Raw genomic sequence first — 23,012 nt, 5'->3', positions numbered from 1 at the left:
TGCCTCCGCAGTAAGCTGGTGGCGACCCATGGAGAGCCCATGTCCGCACAGCCGCCGCTCCGACAACCAGAATCACCAGCGCTACCGCAGCTGATGGAAGCCCGCGAGGCGTACGCCCGTGGAGAGTGGGATGCTGCGCTTCGGACCATGGAGAGTGCCGGTGAAGAATCTCCGCTGAGCCTGGAGGACCTGGAAATCCTGGCGCGCTCCAAATGGTGGCTCGGCGACGTTCAGGGTTCCATGGCATTATCCGAGGAAGTATTTCGCGGAATGGTCGCCCGTGCACAGTTCCAGGCCGCCGCTAAGGCTGCGCTGACCTTGTCCTTGCAGTGGGGTGTCCGCGGGAACATCGCTGTGTCATCGGCATGGCTGAACCGGGCGCGACGACTCTTGGACAGGCTTCCCGAGTCTCCGGAACACGGATATTTGCTGTATCTGGAGGGCAACGACGCAATCTACCTCGAAGGTGATGCGGACTCTGCCTTTGCTGCTTCCCTCCAGCTGACCGCCATGAATCGTAGGCAGAAAGCTCCCGAGCTGGAGAGTTTCGCGCTCATGTTGTCGGGTCTCGCCGCCGTCCGGAGAGGCCAGGCAGCCCGCGGCTTCGAGGACCTGGATCAAGCACTGCTTCCCGTCATGGCCGGCAAGGTCCCGGCGGAGTGGGGTGGCGATATCTACTGCTCAGTCATCCACCTCTGCTACGAACTAGCCGACTACTCGCGCATGAGGTGGTGGACTGACGCTTTGGCCGCATGGTGCGCCAGCCTTTCCACGTCCTTCATGTACTCGGGGATCGTCCGGGTCCATGAACTGCAGCTGATCAGTGCCGAAGGTGGCTGGAAGCAGGCAGAAGCGGAACTGGCGCACCTCGGCGAGCGTCTTCGGAATGCCCAGGCTTGGATCGCGGCCGACTGTTTCAACGAACTGGGCGATATTCGCCGACGGCAGGGAAACAGATCCGGCGCCGCGGCCGCGTATGCCATGGCGCGTGGGCTCGGCGTTGATGCCCAGCCCGGCTCGGCCTTGCTTGTTGCTGATGCCGGAAAGGACGAGGAAGCGCTCACGGATCTCCGCGCCGCGTTGGCAGACCGCGGGCGCCTTGGACGGGCCTGGTTGCTGCTGCCGCTCGTGGAGTTGCTTGCACCCCGGGACGCTGACAGTGCTGAGGTGTTTTGCAGCGAGCTGGAAGGAACTGCTGCCTATTACGGGACAGCGGGATTGATTGCGTGGGCGCATCATGCCAGGGGCGCTTTGTTGATGGCCCAAGGCCGCTGGCTCCAGTCGCTGCCCGAGTTCGAAGCAGCTGCACTGGGCTACCGTTCCCAGCATTTACGTTATGAGCTGGCACGGATCCATGAGCGACTATCGTCAGTCCGGGCGGCGCTGGGCGAGGCCGGTGCGTCCGACGCGGAACGCGCCACCGCTGCCGCCATCCGTACACAGCTTGGAGCTGCACCGTTCTCCTTGCCAAATGTTGATGACGCCTTGGGTGGGCTGACGGCCAGGGAAATGGAAGTACTGGGCTGCGTGTTGTCCGGCTCAAGCAACAGGCAGATAGCTCAGACGCTCACCATCTCCGAGAAAACAGCCAGCCGTCACCTGGCGAACATCTTCACCAAGATCGGCGTTAACTCCAGGACCGCTGCGGCCGCTTGGGCGCGTCATCACGGAATAGCAGAGCACCACCGGACTTGAGCCTGCATGTTTTGACCCATGGTGCGCCAAAGGATGCAGGTTTTCGCGGACGCGCTGCAAGGCTCCGCGGCCTTACCTTGAAGTTACGGATAACGGGCCGGGCAGGCCGGCCCCCGCATTATTAAGGACGCGCGATGAACAGCACCCAGGCCGGGCAACGGGCAGCATCCGCGGCGGCGGAAGCCGTCCAGCAGGCCACGGAACGATTGATCGGAATCCTCAACGATTCTTCCATCGCCCTCTTGGTGGTTGTAGGCCACCAAACTGGCCTTTTCGAGACACTGTCGGCCCTCCCTGCGGCCTCTTGCAGGCTTATTGCCGATGCGTCGGGCCTCAATGAGCGCTACGTCAGGGAATGGCTGGGCGGCATGACCTCGGCTGGCTTCGTGGACTACCAGCCGGAGAGTGGAACGTATCTCCTGCGCCCGGAATTCGTTCCTGTCGTATCAGGTGCAGGTACCGAGAATCTAGCGCGAACACTGCAGTACGTGCCGCTCATGGGCGAGGTGGCCCCGAAGATCGTCCAAGCGTTCCGGACGGGCGGCGGAACAAGCTACGAGGATTACCCGCGATTCCATCACATCATGGCTTCTGAAAGCGCTGCAGTGAACGATGCATCACTCCTGGAGGCCATTCTTCCCCTGACAGATTGTCTGGAGGCGCTGCGCAGGGGTATCTCCGTCGCTGACATCGGATGCGGCGAGGGCCATGCCTTGAACCTGTTGGGGTCCACCTTCCCTGCCAGCACTTTTACCGGCTACGACTTCTCCGCCGAAGCATTGGCAACCGCCGCTGCCGAGGCCTCAGGCCTGGGACTTTCCAACGTCCGATTCGAGCTTCAGGATGTGAGCCGGCTGGACATCTCCGAGGCGTTCGACTTGGTGACAGCGTTCGACGCCATCCACGATCAAGCCCACCCGGCTCAGGTGCTGAAGAACATCTATGCCGCGCTCAAGCCCGGGGGCACCTTCCTGATGGTGGACATCAATGCTTCAAGCCGGTTGGAGGAGAACTTGGACCTCCCGTGGGCCGCCTTCCTGTACACCATTTCCACATTCCACTGCATGGCTGTTTCCTTGGGGCAAGGCGGCGATGGCCTGGGCACGGTGTGGGGGAAGGAGCGGGCCACGGACATGCTCCGTGAAGCTGGTTTCCGGACCTTGGAGGTGAAGGAATTGGAGGAGGACCCGTTCAATGCGTACTTCATCGCCCGCGCCTGAATGTATACATTGTGGGAATTTTGCCCCTAAATAGTGCCGTGATTGACGATTCGTGTATACACTGAGGGCATGCGTGCTAGTGATCGGGCTTACTCTTCCCTTCGGGAAGACATCATTGAGTGGCGTCTGCGGCCAGGTACTGTCTTGGCGGAAGTGGAGCAGTCCGAACGTCTCGGGGTGTCCCGGACGCCGGTCCGGGAGGCCCTGGGCCGGCTCACCGCGGAGGGATTGACCACGGCGGCAGGCGGCCGCGGCGTCGTCGTCACCGACATCTCGCTGGAGAGCATCGACGAGTTGTTCGAGTTGCGCGAAACCCTTGAAGTCAGGGCCGCGGCGTTGGCTGCCCAGCGCGGGGAACCAGGGATCTTCGCCGAGTTGCATACCCAGCTGCTGCAAGCCCCCGAACTGCTCAGCGAAAACGACCCCGCACGCCACGATTACTACGCCCTGGTGAGCCGGCTGGATGACGCCATCGACGCTGCGGTCTCCAATTCCTACCTGGCCCAGGCGATGCGGAGCCTGCGCGTCCACCTGGTCCGGGTCCGCCGCCTGGCCGCCGATGACACTGCCAGGCTCCACGCGGCAGCCGCCGAGCACGCCGCGATTGCCGAAGCCATCGCCGCCGGCAACCCCCGGCTGGCAGAAGCCGCCACCACCGTCCACCTGCACCGTAGCCTCACCCACGTCAAAGCCACCCACACACCTGCCTAGCCAAACGCCTCACGAGAAGGAGCACCATGGTCAAGAACCATCACGTCCGCGTCTACAAGTCCGAAGAGAACCTCCCCCGCGAGGAGCAGTTGGCGCACAAGATCGCCGTGGTCGCCGCCGACCCCGTCGAAGTCACCCCCGAGGTCACTGACATGGCGATCAACCGGATCATCGATAACGCCTCGGTGGCCATCGCCTCGTTGAACCGGGCACCGATCGTCGCCGCCCGCGCACAAGCACTGACCCACGCCCCGTCAGCCAACGGCAAGGGCGCCCGCGTGTTCGGCATCACCGAGCAGGTCTCCCCCGAGTGGGCCGCCTGGGCCAACGGCGTGGCCGTGCGCGAACTGGACTACCACGACACGTTCCTGGCCGCGGATTACTCCCACCCAGGGGATAACATCCCGCCGATCCTGGCCGTCGCCCAGCACGTGGGAGCGAACGGCGCCGACCTGGTCCGCGCCATCGCCACCGGCTATGAGATCCAAGTGAACCTGGTCAAAGCGATCTGCCTGCACAAGCACAAGATCGACCACGTGGCCCACCTCGGCCCCTCCGCCGCGGCAGGTATCGGCACGTTGTTGGGTCTGGATGTTGAGACGATCTTCCAGTCCGTGGGCCAGGCCCTGCACACCACCACCGCCACCCGGCAGTCCAGAAAGGGTGAAATCTCCACCTGGAAAGCCCACGCCCCGGCCTTCGCAGGCAAAATGGCCGTCGAAGCCGTGGACCGCTCCATGCGCGGCCAGACCTCACCCGTGCCGATCTACGAAGGCGAAGACGGCGTGATCGCCTGGATGCTCGACGGCCCGGACGCCTCCTACGAAGTCCCGCTGCCGCTGCCCGGTGAAGCCAAGCGCGCCATCCTGGACACCTACACCAAGGAACACTCCGCCGAGTACCAGGCCCAGGCGTGGATCGACCTCGCCCGCAAACTCAACAAAGAGCACCCCGAAACCACGGACCCGGCCAACGTAAAGTCGGTGCTGATCAAGACCAGCCACCACACCCACTACGTGATCGGATCCGGCGCGAACGACCCCCAGAAGTACTCCCCCACCGCATCACGTGAGACCCTGGACCACTCCATCCCGTACATCTTCACCGTCGCCCTGCAGGACGGCGCCTGGCACCACGTGGACTCCTACGCCCCCGAACGTGCAGCGCGTCCGGACACCGTGGAACTGTGGCACAAGGTGACCACCGTGGAAGACCCGGAATGGACCCGCCGGTACCACTCCCTGGACATCGCCGAGAAGGCCTTCGGCGGTTCTGTGGAAATCACCCTCAACGACGGCACACGCATCGTAGACGAGATCGCCGTCGCCGACGCCCACCCGCTCGGAGCCCGGCCGTTCGCCCGCGAGCAATACATCAACAAGTTCCGCACCCTCGCAGCAGGACTCGTGGAGGAAGCCGAAATCGAAAGGTTCCTCGCCGCCGTCGAACGCGTCACCGAACTGGGCGCGGGTGAACTGGACCAGTTGAACATCACCGCGGCTCCCGGCGTGATCGACCTCGCGGCAGCTCCGAAGGGTCTGTTCTAAATGCTGTATTCCAAAGTCACTCCCGAACAGAAACGGCGGCGCCTCAGGGAGCTGCTGGATTCCGGGACTGTGCAGCAGTTCCCGGGCGCCTTCAACCCGCTCTCAGCACGCCTGATCGAGGAAAAGGGCTTCGCCGGGGTCTACATCTCCGGCGCCGTCCTGGCCAACGACCTCGGCCTGCCGGACATCGGCCTCACCACGCTGACCGAGGTAGCCACCCGCGCCGGGCAGATCGCCCGCATGACGGACCTGCCCTCCTTGGTGGACGCCGACACCGGCTTCGGCGAGCCCATGAACGTGGCCCGGACCATCCAGGAACTCGAAAACGCTGGCCTGGCCGGTTGCCACATTGAGGACCAGTTCAACCCGAAACGCTGCGGCCACCTTGACGGCAAGAACGTCGTTGACCTGGACACTGCCACCAAGCGGATCCGTGCCGCGGCAGACGCACGCCGGGACCCGAACTTCCTCATCATGGCCCGCACCGACATCCGCGCCACAGATGGAATCCAAGCTGCGCAGGACCGCGCCAAAGCACTGGTGGACGCCGGCGCCGACGCGATCTTCCCCGAAGCCATGCGTGACTTGAGCGAGTTCCAAGCCATCCGCGACGCCGTGGACGTGCCCATCCTGGCCAACATGACCGAGTTCGGCAAAAGCGAACTCTTCACCGTGGACCAGCTCCAAGGTGTCGGCGTGAACATGGTCATCTACCCCGTCACCCTCCTCCGCATTGCCATGGGCGCTGCAGAGCGTACTCTGGAATCGATTAAGGCTGCGGGGACCCAAGAAGCGCAAGTGGAAAACATGCTCACGCGTGCGCGCCTCTACGAACTCGTCGACTACGAGGCATACAACCAATTCGATACCGGCGTTTTCAACTTCCAGGTACCTGGCGTCCGCTAGGTTCCGGATTCATCAAGGGGAACGCAGGCACTCTGGCCTACTCGGAGCGCCTGCACTATGAACGAAGGAGTTCAGCATGGCTGCTGAAGACATCAAAAAAGGCCTTGCCGGCGTCGTGGTGGACTACACCGCGGTCTCAAAGGTCAACCCGGACACCAACTCGCTGCTGTACCGCGGGTATCCGGTCCAGGAACTGGCCGCTAAATGCAGCTTCGAAGAAGTCGCCTACCTGCTGTGGAATGGCGAACTGCCCAACGAAACAGAGCTCTCCGAATTCACGGCCCGCGAGCGCGCAGGACGTGCTCTGGACCCCGTAGTGAAGTCAGTGGTGGATACACTGCCCACCACGGCGCACCCTATGGACGTGTGCCGCACGGCAGCGTCGGTGCTGGGCGCCAGGCACGAGCTGGCGGAGGATTCCTCACCTGAAGCGAACATGAAGAAGGCGATTGATCTCTGGGCCGCCATGCCCGCCGTCGTGGCCTATGACCAGCGCCGCCGTCGCGGACAGGAACCCGTTGAACCGCGTGAGGACCTGGACTACTCGGCCAACTTCTTGTGGATGACGTTCGGCGAAGAACAGGTTCCGGAGGTGGTGGAGGCGTTCAACGTCTCCATGATCCTGTACGCCGAGCACTCCTTCAACGCCTCCACCTTCACCGCCCGCGTCGTCACCTCCACGCTCGCTGACCTGCACTCGGCGGTTACCGCCGCGATTGGCGCCCTCAAGGGTCCACTGCACGGCGGAGCGAACGAGGCCGTGATGCACACTTTCGATGAGATCGGCATCCGCAGCGAAGAGTCCCTCGAGGAAGCCGCCACCCGGGCCCGGGCCTGGATGGAAGACGCCCTGGCCCAGAAGAAGAAGGTCATGGGCTTCGGACACCGCGTCTACAAACACGGCGACTCCCGCGTGCCCACCATGAAAGCCGCCCTGGACAAGATGATCGCCCACTACGGCAGGCCTGAGCTCCTGGGCCTCTATAACGGACTCGAGCAGGCCATGGACGAGGCCAAAGCCATCAAGCCCAACCTCGACTACCCGGCCGGGCCCACCTACCACTTGATGGGCTTCGACACCCAGACGTTCACCCCATTGTTCGTCGCCAGCCGCATCACCGGCTGGACCGCCCACATCATGGAACAGGTAGCATCCAACTCACTGATCCGCCCGCTGAGCGAATACAACGGGCCGGAAGAGCGGCACGTCCCCTAACGCGTCCCGAGATTTGGCGAACTCTACGACGACGGGCCGGTCACCGAAAGGTGACCGGCCCGTCGTCGTACTTGCTTCGGTACTGCTACCGCTGAGGATCCACCCAATCAATGGTATGGACGTCGGCCACATTCTCGTTGTCTGCCGCCAAGGCCACCCTCACGGCGATGCGCTGGCCGGAAATCATGGCCGGCAGCCAGTGTTCCGCGTCAGCCCACATCCGCTCTACTGGAAGTTGCGCCACGGGGAACCATTCAGGGGCGATCTCGTCGCTTTCCGATGGCTCCCCCTCCCACGCGCGGGTCAGGAACACGGTGGTGGCCATGTTCCACTCCGGCCTCGCAGGGAAAACGAAATCAACTGTGCCCGCCGGAATCAGGTCCTTCGCGTGCACCACCACGTTGATCTCTTCCATGACCTCACGGCACGCAGCCTGTGAGGCGGTCTCCCCCAACTCAACGTGCCCGCCGACGCCCACCACCTTGCCCCGACCGAAACCTGTCTTCTTGGTCCCGAGCAGGACATGTTCTCCGTCCGCGCCGTCGCGGAGGAGGAAGCACAAAGTCACATGGGCTGCAGTCATGCTGCCTACCTTAACCTGATCTCCCCTGCCGCTGCCGCCATTGCTACAGTGAGCCCATGACTGAAGGTGGGGGCAACCGGCAAGCCCAGGTGGCAGCCGGCGAAAGCGTTGGCGAACCGCCGCCCAACGACGGTTCGGGTGCAGGAGAAACAGTCCCCAAGGCTAAACCTGAACGGGACGCCTGGTTGCCAGGCTGGCTCGTGGCACACCCGCTCTATGCAGGGTGGGCCTGGACGGTGGTTTGGGCAGGACTGATCGTTTTGGACGAAGTGGTGGACCTGGCCGGATGGACCTGGTACCTGCTGGTCCTCGTGGCCGCACTGCCCACCTTGATCTCTACGCTGGTGGTGCTGCATGCCACGCCGCGAAGCCACCTCAGGGCAGTCGACGCAACCGTCTTGGGCCACTTCTTCGTCCGGTTCCTTGCACTGGTGGCAGCCTTCATGGTGTGGGCAGCCTCAGTGGTGATGAGTGCTTCCATCTCCACCACCGTCCAGTCCGTGATTGGCGATTCCGAAAAGGAAGTCACGGCTCTGGGTTTCAATCTCATGCTGGCAGCAGTTCCGCTGGTGCTCTCTATCCTGTGGATGGCGTTCATCGTCCGCTGTGCGTGGTTTCTGCGGCGGCTGCGGGGCTGGCGTCAGATACCACTGAAGACACGCGTACCGAAGAAGTTCCTCCGCGGACGCCCCCGGCTCAAGCGCGTGGTGGTAGGGCTGGCACACCCCGGCCTCTTGCTAGTAGCTGGCTTGGGGACCTCGCTGCTGGCATTGTTCGTGGACGCCGTGGAGCTGACGCTTAACGTGCTCGAGTAACCTTGGCGTTATCTTAGGGTCTGGATTTATCCCGGCGCCCTGGTTATCCGAGCGCCCTTGGATGCGCTGCTGCGTAGACCTCACGCAAAGTATCCGCGGTGACCAGCGTATAGACCTGGGTGGTGGTCACGGACGCGTGTCCCAGCAGCTCTTGAACCACCCTGACGTCCGCCCCACCCTCCAAGAGGTGGGTGGCGAAGGAATGGCGCAGCGTGTGTGGAGAGACATCTTTGGTGATATTCGCCTTCTCGGCGGCGGCCTTAAGGATGGTCCACGCACTCTGCCTGCTGATCCGGCCACCCCGGGCGTTGAGGAACAGCGCCGGGGAGCCCTTGCCCTTGGACGCCAGCAATGGCCTGCCGCGAACAACATAGGCCCCGACGGCGCGGGCACCGTAAGAGCCCAGGGGTACCAGGCGTTCCTTGGAACCTTTGCCGAACAGCCGCACGATGGCAGGGTCACCGCCGGTGTCTTCGAGGGAGACGTCATCGACGTCCAACCCCACGGCCTCGCTGATGCGGGCTCCCGTGGAGTAAAGGAATTCAAGCAATGCGCGGTCTCGCAGACCGGTAGCGCTGTCTGAGCCGGCAGCTTCCAGGATGCGCGTCACTTCACCAACGCTGATGGCTTTTGGCAGCCGCTTGCCCGGCATTGGTGGGTGCACATCGCTGGCTGGGTCCGCCGTCGTGGTTCCTTCCAGCGCCCAAAACTTGTGGAGGCCACGCACAGCTACCACTGTGCGTGCAGCAGAGCGCACCCCCAGGGCGGCGGCGCCGTCCGAACCGTCGGACAAGGCCTGCACGAAGGCGGTCACGTGATGCCGTGTGATGTTTCCCGGCTGATCCACGCCTTGCGCGGCAAGGAAGTTCGAATACCGGGCGAGGTCCCTGCGGTACGCGGACAGCGTGTTCGCCGCCAAGCCGCGCTCCACGCCTACGTGCTGCAGATAGTCGGTTACTGCACGGTCAACGCCATTGACGGTTCGAGTGGCGGCCTCGGCCATGCTCAGCGCTGGCTCGGGTGAGCCGGCCAAGGCGCGTTGGCTGGACGAAGGCTGGTGAAGCCATCAGCCTTCGCAGCAGCGGCAGCGAGGATCCCCAGCACTGCCGACGGATTATGCAACCGGCCTTCCAGCACTGCTTGCACGGCGTCCTCGAGCGGCACCCAGTGAAGTTCAATTTCAGCTTCTTCATCGGTGCGGACATGCCGGTCCGCCAACGGTACGTCACTGAGGCCCCGTGCCAGGTAGATCCGGACTGCCTCGCTGGAGGAACCCGGCGAGTTAAAGAAGTCCACAAGGACGTTCCAGGTAGCCGCTACCAGGTCGGCTTCCTCCGCCAGTTCCCGGGCCGCGCCCACCACGAAGTCCTCGCCTTCAACGTCCAGCAGGCCGGCGGGGATCTCCCACAGATCCATGGCGACCGGATGCCGGTACTGCTTCAGCAAGAGAATCTCACCGTCCACGTTCATGGGCAGCACCGCTACTGCGCCGGGGTGGTCGATGTAGTCACGAACCAGGGTGTCCGTGCCGTCGCTGAGTTGGAACGAGTCGCTGACGACGTCCCAAATGCGGCCTTCATATACCTTGCTGGTAGACAAAAGACGGCGCGGGCTCGGCATGTCCGAAACCTGCCTTGATGTGCGGGGGGTTTCAGAAATACCGGGCATCGCGCCGTCCTTCGTTAGTACTTGCGTTTACTTGGCAGCTACCGTGCGGGCACCGGTCTTGGTGGCCACAGGCGCACCTTCACGACGTTCCAAGGCAGCCTTGACCAAACCTGCGAACAGCGGGTGGGGGCGCGTGGGGCGGGAGCTGAGCTCCGGGTGCGCCTGGGTTGCCACGTAGTACGGGTGGACTTCGCGGGGAAGCTCCACATATTCCACGAGCTTGCCGTCCGGGGAAGTACCCGAGAACACCAGCCCCTCGGCAGCGATCTGGTCGCGGTACTTGTTGTTGACCTCGTAGCGGTGGCGGTGCCGTTCGCTGACAGTGGTGGTGCCGTAGGTCTCGGCAATGACCGAGCCTTCGTCCAGCTTGGCTTCGTAGAGGCCCAGGCGCATGGTGCCGCCGAGGTCTCCCTTGCCTTCCACGATGTCCAACTGTTCTTCCATGGTGGCAATAACCGGGTACTTCGAGTCGGGCTCGAACTCGCTGGAGGAAGCACCTTCAAGGCCAACCACGTTGCGGGCGTACTCGATCACCATGCACTGCAGGCCCAAGCACAAGCCCAGGACCGGGAGCTTGGTTTCGCGGGCGAACTTCAAAGCGCCAAGCTTGCCTTCGAGGCCACGGATACCGAAGCCGCCGGGAACGCATATGGCGTCCACACCGGCCAAGGACTTGGTGGCACCTGCCAGGGTTTCGCACTCGTCCGAGGGGACCCAGCGGATCTTGACCTTGGCTTCGTTGGCAAAACCTCCGGCGCGGAGAGCCTCAGTGACCGAGAGGTAGGCGTCCGGGAGGTCGATGTACTTGCCCACAAGGGCAACCTCGACCTCGTGCTTGGGGTTGTGGACAGCTTCAAGCAGCTTGTCCCACTTGGTCCAGTCAACATCCTTGAACGGGAGATCCAATGCACGGACGATGTAGGAGTCCAAGCCCTGCGAGTGAAGGGTCTTGGGGATGTCGTAGATGCTGGGTGCGTCAGCAGCGTTAACCACTGCGTCGATGTCGACGTCGCACATGCGGCCGATCTTTTCGCGCATGGCATCAGGCACTTCGCGGTCCGAGCGGATCACGATGGCTTCAGGCTGGATGCCAATGGAGCGGAGGGCAGCCACGGAGTGCTGGGTGGGCTTGGTCTTCAGCTCCTGGGAAGGGCCAATGTACGGCACCAATGAAACGTGCAGGAAGAAGACGTTGTTGCGGCCCACATCCTGGCGGACCTGGCGTGCGGACTCAAGGAACGGCTGCGACTCGATGTCGCCCACCGTGCCACCGATTTCGGTGATGATGACGTCCGGAGCGTTTTTGCCTTCGGCAGGCAGGCGCATACGGCGCTTGATTTCATCCGTGATGTGGGGAATAACCTGAACTGTGTCTCCAAGGTATTCGCCGCGACGTTCCTTGGCGATGACGGTGGAGTAGATCTGGCCCGTTGTGACGTTGGCCGAACCTTCAAGGTTCTCATCGAGGAAGCGCTCGTAGTGTCCGATGTCGAGATCGGTTTCGGCACCGTCGTCCGTCACGAATACTTCGCCGTGCTGGAAGGGGTTCATCGTGCCCGGATCCACGTTCAGATAGGGATCGAGCTTCTGCATAGTTACAGACAAACCACGTGCCCGCAGCAGGTGACCGAGGCTTGAAGCCGTCAGACCCTTACCGAGCGAGGACGCCACACCACCGGTGACGAAGATGTGTTTGGTCGTCTTGGACGAGCCCGGGAACCGGGAATTTACACGGGAATTTGATCGCTGCACCACGGAATTCGAGCTTATCATCAATTACGCCTTCCAAGCGTCTGTTCGGATTCCCCAAATGGTCAATAGTTGCTCACCACCGCATTCCAAGCAAGACCTGGGCGGGAAGAAGCGCACCAATGTGATTGTGCTCGCACTAGCCCGCGGCAGCTAACCCCGGCAACGCTACGCGCGCTGCGGCAGGAGCTTCGCGTCGTCCAGCAATTCCTGGGCATGCGCCTGCGCGCTCTCGGAATCCTCTTGACCGGCCAACATGCGGGCAAGCTCCTTGACCCGCTCGTCGTCGCCAAGAAGCTGAACGTCACTGGACGTGAACCCCGTGGTTGTCTTCCCATCAGCGCCACGCACGGAAGTTTTCGTCACGCGGATATGTTGATCTGCGAAGGCCGCTACCTGTGGCAGGTGTGTGACCACAAGGACCTGGACGTGCCGGGCGAGCATGGCCAGCCTTCGGCCGATTTCGACGGCGGCACGCCCACCCACGCCGGCGTCCACTTCATCGAAGACGAACGTGGGGACGGGATCCACTGCGGCAAGAACTACCTCGATTGCCAACATGACCCTGGACAGTTCACCGCCGGAGGCACCCTTGCCCAGTGGCCTCGCCGGAGCCCCGGAGTGAGGCCTTAGGAGGAAGGCGATCTCATCGGTGCCCCACGGCCCCAGCACGCCGCTGCCATCAACCTCGATGACCAACGTGGCGTCGGCCATGGCCAAGGCCTTCAGCTCGGCGCTGACCCGCGCTGAGAGGTCCTTGGCAGCTTTGAGGCGGGCTTTGGTGATGCCCGCGGCCAGCTTGCGCAGGGTTGCCTCCGCAGAACCCACCTCGGCGTCCAAGGCCTCGATGCGGCTGGAGTCATCCTGCAACTCGTCGAGGCGTGTCCTGGCCGCAGCAGCCCACTCAAGCACTTCGTCAATGCTGGGGGCGTACTTTCGAATCAGCCTGGCGAGGGCAGCGCGGCGTTCCTCGATTTCGGAGAGCCGTTCGGGGCCTTCCGTGTCCAGCGCTGCCTGGTAACTGGACAACTCGGCGGCGATGTCATTGAGGAGGAAGCCGACCTCCGCCAGCCGCGTTGCTGCGGAACGAAGTTCCTCGTCGTGCTCCGCCACGTGCTCCAGTGTCCGTTTGGCGGCATCCACCATGGTCGTTGCGTCGCCGGCGTCTCCGAATTCTTCGGCAATGAGGGACTCATGGGCCGCAGCTGCCGCCAAACGCAGTTCTTCCACATTGGCCAGTTTTACGGCCTCGGCCTTAAGAATTTCGTCTTCACCAGGCTGGGGATCCACCTCATCGATTTCCTTGAGGGCCGCGTCCAGGGATTCAGCCTCCCGCAAACGCTCGCGGGCTTCGCTGCGCAGTGTTTCGAGTTCGGACTGGATGGCCTTCCAGTGGTTGAACAGTTCCTGATACTCCCCCAGCGTCGTGGCGAGGGGTGCTCCGGCAAACCTGTCCAAGGCGTGCCGCTGTGCGGTGGCGCTCTTGAGCCGGATCTGGTCTGACTGGCCGTGGACCACCACCAGGCTCTCGCCCAATTCAGCCAATACACCCACCGGTGCCGCACGTCCGCCAACATAAGCCCGGCTACGCCCGTCGGCACCCACGGTGCGGGCCAGCAGGAGCTCAGCAACGCCGTCGAACTCTTCCGCCTCCCCGCCGGCCTCCTTGGCGCGTTCCACCGCACTGTGCGCTGGATCGAGCTTCAGCACAGCTTCCGCCGACGCAGATTTGGCGCCGCTCCGAACGGCGCCGGCATCCGAACGGGCACCAAGAAGAAGTCCGACGGCGGTCACCACCATGGTCTTGCCTGCACCGGTTTCGCCGGTGACGACGCTGAGGCCGGGGCCCAGCGGCAGGGCGGCGTCGGCTATGACGCCGAGGTCACGGATTCGGAGTTCTTCGAGCATGTTTCACTTCGCATTCGTGGGGTCTGATGGCTCACCGTGCCCCCGGTCCGGGGCCGTTCCGGAGTCCCGGGGGCTGGGCAACGGTGCCGGTGACAGTGTGCGGATGACAGGGATGGGTCCGGTGTGCACTTCGCCGCTCCGGGGCGCCGGGCCGCGCCAGCCATGGATGGGAAGTTGGAACTTCCGGACAAGCCGGGCCGAGAACGGTGTCTTGTGCGTCCGGGCCAGCCGCACCGGGGTCGCCGAACGCGTTACTTCAACGCGTGCTCCAGGCGGGAGATCCACCGAACGACGGCCGTCGCACCAGAGGACCCCCACGGCGTCGGTACGGTTCATGATTTCGACGGCCAACTTGGAACGGGGCGACACCACCAAGGGTTTTGCAAAAAGTGCGTGTGCACTGATCGGGACGATGACCAAAGCCTCAACCTCAGGCCACACGACGGGCCCACCTGAAGAAAAAGCGTAGGCCGTGGAACCCGTGGGCGTCGCGAGGACAACACCATCACAGCCGAACGACGTCAAAGGACGCTCGTCAACTTCGGTGACAACTTCCAACATGCGTTCACGGTTGGCCTTCTCAATGGCAGCCTCGTTCAAAGCCCACGTGTGCCAAATCTTCTGGCCCTTGACCCACACTTGGACATCGATGGTCATGCGTTCTTCCACCGTGTATTCACGGCTGGCTATCCACTCCACCGTTTGGGCCAGATCGGCGCGTTCACTTTCCGCGAGGAAACCCACGTGACCCAGGTTGACGCCCAACAGCGGGACATCGACTTCACGGACCAGCTCAGCCGCGCGGAGTATGGTGCCATCGCCGCCCAGGACCATCACGAGTTCCACGTCCTCCAGATTGACGTGATCGTTGAGGATCTCGATGGGCGTATCGAGTGCACCAAAGAACCGTTCGATATCTGCAAGTTCGGACTTCTGCAGCACGGGAACCAGACCAGAGGCATGCAGTTGCGTACAGGCATCCCACGCTGCGCGGAGCGATTCCTCCCGCCCGGTGTGGGCAAGGACAAGTACACGCCTGCTCATCGAATCTGCTTTCTAGTGGTTCGGCCAGAGTTTCCGGATCAATGCAGCAACGTCCTCGTCCCGCTCTTCGATCTTAGGCAACACCGAGGACATCCTGCGCGTCATCCACAGGAAGTATTCAACATTTCCGTCCTGCCCGGGAAGCGGACTGGCTGCCAGGTCCTGAAGTTCAAGGCCGGCATCCACTGCTGCGCGGGCCACTTGGGCGACCGCCCGCCGTCGTTCATTCTCTGAGGACACCACGCCGGTTCGGCTCAGACGCTCCTTGCCAACCTCAAACTGCGGTTTGACCATAAGGACTAAATCGCCGCCCGGCTCGGTGCACTGCGCAAGCGGCCACAGGACCAGCGTCAACGAGATGAAAGACAAATCAGCCACCGTCAGCTGTGCCGGACCGCCGATCTGCTCCGCCGTCATATACCTGACGTTCAGGCCTTCGTGGACCTCCACCTTGGGATCCTCCCGGAGGTGCGTGACCAGCTGGCCGTGCCCCACGTCCACCGCCACTACTTCGGCGGCACCTTGCCGCAGCAGGACGTCAGTGAAACCGCCCGTGGAGGCACCGGCGTCGAGGCACCTCTTCCCGGAAACGACGACGGCGGGAAACGCCTTCAGCGCGCCGGCCAGCTTATGCCCGGCGCGGCTGACGTAGATGTCCTCCAGGTGGGACTCGACATCCAACCCGGTCGTAGCATCCACTTGGTGCGAGGCTTTGACGAGGACGTTGCCGCCCGAGCTGACCTTGCCGTCACTAATGAGCTTGGCGGCATGGGTACGGGACCTCGCCAGCCCGCGGGTGACGAGTTCCTGATCAAGTCTTGGCATACGTTAGCTGTCGCCTTCCGGGCGGGGATCGCTGGGGGTGCTTTTCGGGACTGCCGGAAGCCCCGGTTCGGCATCCAAGGCTTCCAACAAGCCGTCATGGATGCCGGCGTACAGGTCCCCATGGTCCGGCACGGGCAATTTATTCACGTCCTCCAGCAGGCCTAGTGCCCTGTCCACCAGCGGATCACCTGTGGGGTTTGCGGCCTCAGGCCACTGGACCGCGGGTCGCTCCGGTTCAGGATGTTCCGCCTCTGGGTGTTGAGGCTCTGAGTGTTGGGGCTCGGTCATCGCACCAGTCTAGTGATTTCGCCATTCCAGCTGCGGCGCCTGCGCCACGTCCGTGTCGGGAACCGCTGCCCACCATGCCGCGCACGCCGCGCGCCATGCATCGAGGTCACCCTCAAGGCCAGTCACCGTGACGGTCCCGTCCCCTGCAACTGCAGTGGCTGCACCGCAGCGGAACGTGCCGGCGTCGCTGACAACCTCCGGATACGGCGCATAAAGGCCTTCCAGGTCTGCCAGCAGGTAATCCGGACGTTCGTCAGTTCGCGCCGCAATGATGGTGTGGGTGGTGTCCACACCGGTGAGGACTGCCGCCGTCGCAAATCCTGCGCGGTTGCCACCCAGGATGTCCGTGTCCAAACGGTCGCCCACAACCAGCGGACGATCAGCATTTAGCCGTTTGGCTGCCGCGTGGAAAAGGGGCGCTTCGGGCTTGCCTGCCACCAACGGCGTCTTACCCGTGGCAGCCGCCACCGCGGCAACCAGCGTTCCATTACCCGGTGCCATGCCGCGGGCCTGCGGGATGGACATGTCTGTGTTGGTGGCAAACCACATGGCACCCCCGGCTACGACATATGATGCCTCCGCCAGATCCTTCCACCCAATCTCCGGGTTGAATCCCTGGACGACCGCAACCGGTGATTCGGCGGCGCTGTGCACCGGTTTGAGTCCCACCAGTTCGATCTCATGGGCCAATGCTGCGCTGCCAGTGATGAGGACATGCGCCCCCGCAGGCAGCATGGAAGCCAGAAGCTCCCCTGCCGCCTGGGAGGAACTAACCACTTGGTGGTCCTCAGCCGGTGCTCCGAGCTCACGCAGATGCGCCGCGACCTGGGCAGGGGTGCGTGAGGCATTGTTTGTCACGTAACCCAGGCCGACGCCTACGGTTTCGAGACGCTGCAATGACTCCACAGCCCCGGGAATGGCGTGCGGTCCTGCGTAAACCACTCCATCCAGATCCGAAAGGACAGCATCAAACGATGAGATCAGTGAATCAGCCATGCTGGGAGTCGGAGCCCTCGTTCTCGGTGTCTTCGTCTTTTGCTTCTGCTTCTTCGTCCGCTGAATCGATGTCAGATTCAGCGTCATCGGATTCGAAGTAATCAGACTCGACGTCATCAAGCTCAACATCATCATGCTCAACATCAGCGGCTGCGGCCTCAACGATGACCGTCTCCGTTTCAGGCTTCACGACGTCGGCGTCCGGGGCCGGCTTCTCGAAGCGCGGCTTACGCGCAGCTGCTTCTTCCTGCTCGTCCCAGCCCAGGTCCAGAATTTCGGGTTCAGCGAAGTCGCCCACGCCCAAAGCGTTCTCAGCTACGAGCGCCTGCCGGGCCCACTTGTCTGCTTCTTCGGTACGACCCACAGCACTCAGAGCTTCAGCGTATGCGCGGAAGAGGCGGGGGCTATACGAAAAGGCCCGGTTGATGTCCAGCTGCGGGATCTCAAGCTCGCTGACCGCAGCATCCAATTGCTTGAGGTCCGCACGTGCACCTGAGGCCACGATGGCAAGCTCAACCTTGCCAGGAGCGTCAAGATCCTGGGCTTCGGGAGAACGGACCATGTCAAGGGCGCGATCCGGACGTCCCAAGCCACGCTCGCAGTCAGCCATCACCGGCAAATGCACGTTGGAACCACTGATGCGGCGGTACGTACGGAATTCGCGCAGTGCCTCACCGTAGTGGCCGGCAGCGTAAGCAGTCAGCCCGACCGCTTCACGCACGGCCGAGAGTCGTCCGCCGCGTCGGCTCGCGGCGAGGGCGTGCTGGAATGCGAGCTCCGGCTCAATGTCGATCAGGCGGCCTGCCATGACCAGGTGCTTCGCGACCCAGCCCGCGCTTTGCTCCTCGAGGGTCTTGATCTGGTGACCCGTGGCGCGGTCGAGTTCCTTGCCCGTGACGTCCTCGTCAATCTCAGGAGAGCGTTCGCGGTCAGGACGGTTGGCGCTGCGGATGTCCTTGGCATTGGGGACCCGGGCCGGACGCTCTTCCCACGAACCGCCACGGTCGTTGCGGTCACCGCCGAAGTTCCGCGGTCCGCGCTCGGGACGGTCACCGAACGGCTTACGGTCACCGCGGTCATTGTTGAAGGGGCGACGCTCACCATCGCGTGCCGGACGGTCACCACGATCACCGAACGGCTTACGGTCACCGCGATCATTGTTGAAGGGGCGACGGTCATCGTTATCGCGACGGGGGCCATCGAAATTACGCGGTCCGCGCTCGGGACGATCACCGAACGGCTTGCGGTCACCGCGGTCATTGTTGAAGGGGCGACGCTCACCATCGCGTGCCGGACGGTCACCACGATCACCGAACGGCTTACGGTCACCGCGATCATTGTTGAAGGGGCGACGCTCACCATCGCGTGCCGGACGGTCACCGAACGAACGGCGTTCACCGTCTCGTGCCGGACGGTCACCGAACGAACGGCGTTCACCGTCTCGTGCCGGACGCTCGTTACGGTCACCGAACGGCTTACGGTCACGGTCGCCGCCGAAGGAGCGACGCTCATCGTTATCGCGTCGGGGGCCATCGAAATTACGCGGTCCGCGCTCGGGACGATCACCGAACGGCTTACGGTCACCACGATCGTTGTTGAAGGGACGACGCTCACCATCGCGTGCCGGACGGTCGTTACGGTCACCAAATGAACGGCGTTCGCCGTCTCGTGCAGGACGATCGTTACGGTCACCGAACGGCTTACGGTCACGGTCGCCGCCGAAGGAGCGACGCTCACCATCGCGTGCCGGACGATCGTTACGGTCATTGTTGAACGGGCGACGCTCACCATCGCGTGCCGGACGATCGTTGCCATCCCTGTTCTCCCTGGAACGGAAGCCACGGGGGTCTCCGCCGGAATTGTTGTTGGCGCGGTACGAACCGCGATCATCCCGGTTCCCTCCGAAGTTTCCGCGATTGCCGCCGCGATTGCCGCCGTTGTGCTCAGCCATGGTGGATTCCTCCTGTTGCGAGCCGACCACTGGCGCGTGCGTAGTCGCTCATAACCCTTATTTCGTTGTCACGCCGCCGGCAGCACTCGTCTGCCGACTCGTATATCTTGTTCAATTCTATTCGACACCGCCACAGCGACCGAACGCCGAGGCCATCTCTGGGGCGTCCCGTGGCAAGTCTCACAAGCGCCGAACACCTGAAGTACCACATAGCAATAGCTGCGTTCGGGTGTGGGCTTAGCCACTACTGGCAGTCAAATGAGTGTGAAGGGTTGTTAAATGCGGGAGACCCCCCGACCCGTGGTGGGTTGGGGGGTCTCTACCTAATGGTTGTCCGGCGGTGTCCTACTCTCCCACACCCTCCCGGGTGCAGTACCATCGGCGCTGTGGGTCTTAGCTTCCGGGTTCGGAATGGGACCGGGCGTTTCCCCCACGCTATGACCGCCGTAACCTTGTTACCCGTCCCCGGTGTTGTGCCTGGTGTGGGCTGTTTTTCGGGGTGGGAAATCTGTGGTGGTTACAACTGTGGTGTTGTTATTTAGTTGTTGGTTCCTGGAACAAGCGGGTTGTTGTTCGGGAACCACATAGTGGACGCGTGCAGTGTGTTGTGTGTGGTGTAAGTTGTTGGCCTATTAGTACCGGTCAGCTTCACGAGTCTTTAGTCCTCGCTTCCACATCCGGCCTATCAACCCAGTGGTCTGGCTGGGGGCCTCTCACACATAATGTGTATGGAAATCTCATCTTGAAGCGAGCTTCCCGCTTAGATGCTTTCAGCGGTTATCCCATCCGAACGTAGCTAATCAGCGATGCACTTGGCAGTACAACTGACACACCAGAGGTTCGTCCGTCCCGGTCCTCTCGTACTAAGGACAGCCCTTCTCAAATTTCCTGCGCGCGCAGCGGATAGGGACCGAACTGTCTCACGACGTTCTAAACCCAGCTCGCGTACCGCTTTAATGGGCGAACAGCCCAACCCTTGGGACCTACTCCAGCCCCAGGATGCGACGAGCCGACATCGAGGTGCCAAACCATGCCGTCGATATGGACTCTTGGGCAAGATCAGCCTGTTATCCCCGAGGTACCTTTTATCCGTTGAGCGACGGCCATTCCACAATGTACCGCCGGATCACTAGTCCCGACTTTCGTCCCTGCTTGAGATGTCTCTCTCACAGTCAAGCTCCCTTGTGCACTTACACTCGACACCTGATTGCCAACCAGGCTGAGGGAACCTTTGGGCGCCTCCGTTACTTTTTAGGAGGCAACCGCCCCAGTTAAACTACCCATCAGGCACTGTCCCTGACCCGGATCACGGGCCGAAGTTAGATGTCCAAAGTGACCAGAGTGGTATTTCAACGATGACTCCACCCGAACTGGCGTCCGGGTTTCAACGTCTCCCACCTATCCTACACAAGCCACTCCGAACACCAATACCAAACTATAGTAAAGGTCTCGGGGTCTTTCCGTCCTGCTGCGCGTAACGAGCATCTTTACTCGTACTGCAATTTCGCCGAGTTTATGGTTGAGACAGCGGGGAAGTCGTTACTCCATTCGTGCAGGTCGGAACTTACCCGACAAGGAATTTCGCTACCTTAGGATGGTTATAGTTACCACCGCCGTTTACTGGGGCTTAAATTCTCAGCTTCGCCACAAGTGGCTAACCGGTCCTCTTAACCTTCCAGCACCGGGCAGGAGTCAGTCCGTATACATCGTCTTGCGACTTCGCACGGACCTGTGTTTTTAGTAAACAGTCGCTTCCCCCTGGTCTCTGCGGCCCACACCCGCTCACGGAGAGCAAGTCTCCATCACGGGGCAGGCCCCCCTTCTCCCGAAGTTACGGGGGCATTTTGCCGAGTTCCTTAACCATAATTCTCTCGATCGCCTTGGTATTCTCTACCTGATCACCTGTGTCGGTTTGGGGTACGGGCGGCTAAAACCTCGCGTCGATGCTTTTCTTGGCAGCATAGGATCACCGGATCCCCCCATACGGGGGTCCCATCAGATCTCAGGATCGTGCTCGAAGCACACAGGAACGGATTTGCCTATCCCTGACCCTACATCCTTAGACCGGGGCAACCATCGCCCGGCCCGGCTACCTTCCTGCGTCACACCTGTTAATACGCTTACCTCCCGGGATCAGGTCCCGCGCTCGGCCAAAACCCACAACACCACAAGGGTGAGCGGGCAGGCTCCGGGCGGTTAGTATCCCCCGCTTGGCATGGGCGGTTTTTCGCCGGTACGGGAATATCAACCCGTTGTCCATCGACTACGCCTGTCGGCCTCGCCTTAGGTCCCGACTTACCCAGGGCAGATTAGCTTGACCCTGGAACCCTTGATCATTCGGCGGACGGGTTTCTCACCCGTCTTTCGCTACTCATGCCTGCATTCTCACTCGTGTAGGCTCCACCGCTGGTTTCCACCGCGACTTCACTGCCCACACGACGCTCCCCTACCACTCCACACCCCTGAACCACGAAGGCTAGGGCATTATGTGAAATCCACAACTTCGGCGGTGTACTTGAGCCCCGCTACATTGTCGGCGCGGAATCACTTGACCAGTGAGCTATTACGCACTCTTTCAAGGATGGCTGCTTCTAAGCCAACCTCCTGGTTGTCTTCGCAACTCCACATCCTTTCCCACTTAGCACACGCTTAGGGGCCTTAGTTGGTGGTCTGGGCTGTTTCCCTCTCGACTATGAAGCTTATCCCCCACAGTCTCACTGCTGCGCTCTGACTTACCGGCATTCGGAGTTTGGCTGACGTCAGTAACCTTGTAGGGCCCATCGGCCATCCAGTAGCTCTACCTCCGGCAAGAAACACGCAACGCTGCACCTAAATGCATTTCGGGGAGAACCAGCTATCACGGAGTTTGATTGGCCTTTCACCCCTACCCACAGCTCATCCCCTCCATTTTCAACTGAAGTGGGTTCGGTCCTCCACGACGTCTTACCGTCGCTTCAACCTGGCCATGGGTAGATCACTCCGCTTCGGGTCTAGATCACGCCACTACACTCGCCCTATTCAGACTCGCTTTCGCTACGGCTACCCCACACGGGTTAACCTCGCGACGTAACACTAACTCGCAGGCTCATTCTTCAAAAGGCACGCCGTCACAGTTACTTGTGATTACTCACGACTGCTCCGACGGATTGTAAGCACACGGTTTCAGGTACTGTTTCACTCCCCTCCCGGGGTACTTTTCACCTTTCCCTCACGGTACTGGTCCGCTATCGGTCATTAGGAAGTATTTAGGCTTATCAGGTGGTCCTGACAGATTCGCACGGGATTTCTCGGGCCCCGTGCTACTTGGGATACTCCCCAGGCCGTGCACAACATTACGGTTACGGGGCTCACACCCTCTCTGGCCGGCCTTTCAAGACCGTTCACCTATGCCTGCACCTCACCTCACTGGTCCGGCAGAACCAGAACGGAAAGTCCCACAACCCCGCCCATGCAACGCCCGCCGGCTATCACACATGGAAACGGTTTAGCCTGATCCGCGTTCGCTCGCCACTACTAACGGAATCACTATTGTTTTCTCTTCCTGCGGGTACTGAGATGTTTCACTTCCCCGCGTTCCCCCCACGCACCCTATGTGTTCAGATGCGGGTCACACAATCACCTTGCAGCGTTGTGCGGGGTTTCCCCATTCGGACATCCTGGGATCAACGCTCGGTTATCAACTCCCCCAGGCTTATCGCAGATTCCTACGTCCTTCTTCGGCTCCTAATGCCAAGGCATCCACCGTGTGCCCTTAAAAACTTGACCACACAAGATCAATAAACTTACTCGAGAGAACCACGACCACAAGGGCCAGGTTCATTCATAAGAAATTGCTGTAAGAACACACACACCAACCACCCCACCCAAAAGGGTAAAGACGATCAGCCACG

Annotated in this window: 17 protein-coding genes and 2 rRNA genes; 7 read left to right on the top strand and 12 right to left on the bottom strand. The window is 61.9% G+C overall.

Annotated elements, in window-relative coordinates:
* The first annotated feature begins 39 nt into the window (after nt 1-39).
* From KCX59_RS08660 to KCX59_RS08635, 6 genes are all read left to right on the top strand, one after another.
* Nucleotides 40-1,695 carry a response regulator transcription factor gene (locus KCX59_RS08660; RefSeq protein ID WP_179017408.1) on the top strand — a complete coding sequence of 552 codons (1,656 nt, stop codon included), beginning with the start codon at nt 40-42 and terminating at the stop codon, nt 1,693-1,695.
* A gap of 134 nt (nt 1,696-1,829) precedes the next feature.
* Nucleotides 1,830-2,915: a class I SAM-dependent methyltransferase gene (locus KCX59_RS08655; RefSeq protein ID WP_179017409.1), complete on the top strand. Its 1,086-nt coding sequence runs from the start codon at nt 1,830-1,832 to the stop codon at nt 2,913-2,915.
* A gap of 69 nt (nt 2,916-2,984) precedes the next feature.
* Nucleotides 2,985-3,626: a GntR family transcriptional regulator gene (locus KCX59_RS08650; protein WP_178995029.1), complete on the top strand. Its 642-nt coding sequence runs from the start codon at nt 2,985-2,987 to the stop codon at nt 3,624-3,626.
* Between the two features lie 26 nt (nt 3,627-3,652).
* Nucleotides 3,653-5,173, top strand: a complete 1,521-nt coding sequence (locus tag KCX59_RS08645; protein WP_179017410.1) for an MmgE/PrpD family protein — start codon at nt 3,653-3,655, stop codon at nt 5,171-5,173.
* A complete protein-coding gene (gene prpB, locus KCX59_RS08640) occupies nt 5,174-6,079 on the top strand; it encodes a methylisocitrate lyase (RefSeq protein WP_179017411.1) in 906 nt (301 codons plus the stop codon).
* A gap of 76 nt (nt 6,080-6,155) precedes the next feature.
* Nucleotides 6,156-7,295 carry a bifunctional 2-methylcitrate synthase/citrate synthase gene (locus tag KCX59_RS08635; protein WP_179017412.1) on the top strand — a complete coding sequence of 380 codons (1,140 nt, stop codon included), beginning with the start codon at nt 6,156-6,158 and terminating at the stop codon, nt 7,293-7,295.
* Between the two features lie 85 nt (nt 7,296-7,380).
* Here KCX59_RS08635 and KCX59_RS08630 read toward each other — a convergent pair whose 3' ends face one another.
* Nucleotides 7,381-7,878 carry an 8-oxo-dGTP diphosphatase gene (locus tag KCX59_RS08630; protein WP_091466570.1) on the bottom strand — a complete coding sequence of 166 codons (498 nt, stop codon included), beginning with the start codon at nt 7,876-7,878 and terminating at the stop codon, nt 7,381-7,383.
* A gap of 56 nt (nt 7,879-7,934) precedes the next feature.
* Between KCX59_RS08630 and KCX59_RS08625 the strand changes: the two genes are divergently transcribed.
* Nucleotides 7,935-8,693, top strand: coding sequence for a hypothetical protein (locus tag KCX59_RS08625; protein ID WP_179017413.1), 759 nt, complete (start codon nt 7,935-7,937; stop codon nt 8,691-8,693).
* A 43-nt stretch (nt 8,694-8,736) separates the two neighbouring features.
* On the opposite strand, the gene xerD is transcribed toward KCX59_RS08625, so the two are convergent.
* The 11 genes from xerD to KCX59_RS08570 all read right to left on the bottom strand — a co-directional run bounded on the left by xerD (nt 8,737) and on the right by KCX59_RS08570 (nt 22,887).
* Nucleotides 8,737-9,696 (bottom strand): site-specific tyrosine recombinase XerD, encoded by a 960-nt coding sequence (xerD, locus tag KCX59_RS08620; protein ID WP_091466566.1) that lies wholly within the window; start codon nt 9,694-9,696, stop codon nt 8,737-8,739.
* Nucleotides 9,697-9,698: 2 nt separating this feature from the next.
* Nucleotides 9,699-10,361 (bottom strand): NUDIX domain-containing protein, encoded by a 663-nt coding sequence (locus tag KCX59_RS08615; protein ID WP_091466564.1) that lies wholly within the window; start codon nt 10,359-10,361, stop codon nt 9,699-9,701.
* Between the two features lie 27 nt (nt 10,362-10,388).
* Nucleotides 10,389-12,134 (bottom strand): CTP synthase, encoded by a 1,746-nt coding sequence (locus KCX59_RS08610; protein WP_091466563.1) that lies wholly within the window; start codon nt 12,132-12,134, stop codon nt 10,389-10,391.
* 144 nt (nt 12,135-12,278) lie between these two features.
* Nucleotides 12,279-14,018, bottom strand: a complete 1,740-nt coding sequence (gene recN / locus KCX59_RS08605; RefSeq protein ID WP_179017414.1) for a DNA repair protein RecN — start codon at nt 14,016-14,018, stop codon at nt 12,279-12,281.
* Nucleotides 14,019-14,021: 3 nt separating this feature from the next.
* Nucleotides 14,022-15,062 (bottom strand): NAD kinase, encoded by a 1,041-nt coding sequence (locus tag KCX59_RS08600; RefSeq protein WP_179017415.1) that lies wholly within the window; start codon nt 15,060-15,062, stop codon nt 14,022-14,024.
* 12 nt (nt 15,063-15,074) lie between these two features.
* Complete coding sequence (locus KCX59_RS08595) at nt 15,075-15,887, bottom strand: TlyA family RNA methyltransferase (RefSeq protein ID WP_054809331.1); 813 nt, start codon at nt 15,885-15,887, stop codon at nt 15,075-15,077.
* A 3-nt stretch (nt 15,888-15,890) separates the two neighbouring features.
* Nucleotides 15,891-16,175, bottom strand: a complete 285-nt coding sequence (locus tag KCX59_RS08590) for a hypothetical protein (RefSeq protein WP_179017416.1) — start codon at nt 16,173-16,175, stop codon at nt 15,891-15,893.
* 9 nt (nt 16,176-16,184) lie between these two features.
* A complete protein-coding gene (locus KCX59_RS08585) occupies nt 16,185-17,171 on the bottom strand; it encodes an HAD-IIA family hydrolase (RefSeq protein ID WP_091466556.1) in 987 nt (328 codons plus the stop codon).
* The gene (locus KCX59_RS08580) at nt 17,164-19,122 is read right to left on the bottom strand and encodes a hypothetical protein (protein ID WP_179017417.1); all 1,959 of its coding nucleotides are present in this window, start codon (nt 19,120-19,122) and stop codon (nt 17,164-17,166) included. The genes KCX59_RS08585 and KCX59_RS08580 overlap by 8 nt, the downstream gene beginning before the upstream one ends.
* Nucleotides 19,123-19,454: 332 nt before the next feature.
* A 5S ribosomal RNA gene (gene rrf, locus KCX59_RS08575) occupies nt 19,455-19,571 on the bottom strand.
* A gap of 162 nt (nt 19,572-19,733) precedes the next feature.
* Nucleotides 19,734-22,887 (bottom strand): 23S ribosomal RNA (locus KCX59_RS08570).
* Nucleotides 22,888-23,012: the final 125 nt, after the last annotated feature.

Origin of the sequence: Paenarthrobacter nitroguajacolicus, assembly GCF_051027655.1 — a bacterium.
GTDB classification, from domain to species: Bacteria; Actinomycetota; Actinomycetes; order Actinomycetales; family Micrococcaceae; genus Arthrobacter; species Arthrobacter nitroguajacolicus.
This window is presented reverse-complemented; position numbering and strand designations above follow the sequence as displayed.